The sequence below is a fragment of the Aminobacter sp. P4_H6_2 genome, from assembly GCF_056400805.1.
This window is the reverse complement of sequence record NZ_JBFUKO010000921.1, coordinates 1-1533: the sequence shown is the minus strand read 5'-3', so window position 1 is coordinate 1533 and position 1533 is coordinate 1. Positions and strand designations below refer to the sequence as shown.

Below are 1533 nucleotides of genomic sequence, written 5' to 3'. Positions count from 1 at the left end.
CAACTACACGGAACGGACGTGGACGATGGTTACCATCTCGGACGCCATCAACAAGCTGATGAAAACCTACGTCAAGTATCCGCCGCGGAAACTGCAGAGCGAGAGCTACAGCGGACCGCTTACACTTACGAACTATCAGCGGTTCCAGTGGGTTCGGGATCAACTCGACAAGGAAGGCATCAACCTAGCGATTCCGACAGGAAACTGATCGATGCTTGGTGAAGGAGGCCCGGGCGACTGGGCCTCCTTTTTTCCGGAAAAGTAGGTCAGGGCGGCGGGGCCAAATACTCACACGACCATGGCAAGCTGGGTTTGGGTAGACGATCATGGCCACTGCAAATTCACAGCTTCGACAGGAACCACGCTGGGCTCCGGCGCTCGCCATTCTTGCAGTGGTGGTGTTGCTGGCGGTGTTGCCTCATCACGTACAGATCATGCCGAGATGGGTATCATATGTCGTGGTGCTGGCAATCTTAGTGCCAATGGCTGGGGTCACGTTCTCTGCTGGCAACGCCCACTTCTGGCTACGTGCCGAGAGGATCGCAATCATCATGTTTGCCGCGCTGTACGTCGCCAACACGGCGCTGGAACTTGCGGACATGATCGGCATCATCACACTGCATCCGCCCGAAACCCGTACGATCTCATTGCTCTCCTCTTCCTTGGCAATATGGGTCACCAACGTTCTGGCGTTTGCGTTGCTTTACTGGCAGATCGATCGTGGCGGCCCTTTTGCATGGGAGAGCGGAAAAAACTTTCCAGACTGGCTCTTTCCGCAATCTGCGACGCCTGACGTTGCTCCGCCGGACTGGCGGCCGCAGTTCGTTGACTTTCTCGCCTTGGCCTACAATACGGCAACAGCTTTTAGCCCGACCGATGTCCTGCCGCTTAGCAGGCGAGCCAAGATGCTAATGACCCTCGAAAGCGGAATTTCATTGCTTACACTTGTCATAGTGGCGGCACGCGCCGTGAACGCGCTTCCATAAAATCGCAAACCATAGACTACCACGGGGGAAAAGATCGCAAGATGCCCAGTATTGACGCGGATCAGCTATCCACGGTGATCTCCCACGCGTTAGCACCATCGTTTCTGCTCACTGCAATCGCTGCTTTGGTTTCGATCCTGATCGCGAGAATGACACGCGTTACTGACCGGCTGCGCAGTCTGAACCAGATCGCCAATGACGACGTCGCGCGCGTCCGGCTGAAAACGGATATCACTAGGCTGAGACGGCGCGAGATACTTCTGCACCAATCGCTGCAATTGGCGGTAACAAGTGGCATCACCATCACAGTGCTACTTCTGTTCGGTTTTGCTGTGACCTTTTTGGGGGATCGCCACGAGCCCGGTGCCGGCGTGCTGTTTGTCGTGGCACTAGTTCTGCTGGTAGGTTGTCTGCTCCGTTTTCTTCAGGACGTAAGAATTTCCTTGAGCGAGTTCGACCATCATGATTGAGCCGCGCAGAGCAGCCCATTTCCTGGCGGCGTTAGGCCTTTTGATCGCATTTTTTATCCCCCCACTCGCCTCGGCAG

At 55.6% G+C, this 1533-nt stretch carries 2 protein-coding genes and 1 pseudogene; all 3 read left to right on the top strand.

Features of this window, described 5'->3' with window-relative positions:
* Positions 1-208: pseudogene (locus AC1DUU_RS31680) on the top strand (arylsulfatase); the annotation flags it as partial.
* 118 nt (positions 209-326) lie between these two features.
* On the top strand, positions 327-986 hold the full coding sequence (locus AC1DUU_RS31675) for a hypothetical protein (RefSeq protein ID WP_476787260.1): 660 nt from the start codon (positions 327-329) through the stop codon (positions 984-986).
* 41 nt (positions 987-1027) lie between these two features.
* The gene (locus AC1DUU_RS31670) at positions 1028-1456 is read left to right on the top strand and encodes a DUF2721 domain-containing protein (protein ID WP_476787259.1); all 429 of its coding nucleotides are present in this window, start codon (positions 1028-1030) and stop codon (positions 1454-1456) included.
* Positions 1457-1533 lie beyond the last annotated feature (77 nt).

What these genes read in the sequence shown, in the direction of transcription:
- AC1DUU_RS31675 (WP_476787260.1), top strand. Translation starts at nt 327, where the DNA reads ATGGCCACTGCAAATTCACAGCTTCGACAGGAACCACGCTGGGCTCCG.
- AC1DUU_RS31670 (WP_476787259.1), top strand. Translation starts at nt 1,028, where the DNA reads ATGCCCAGTATTGACGCGGATCAGCTATCCACGGTGATCTCCCACGCG.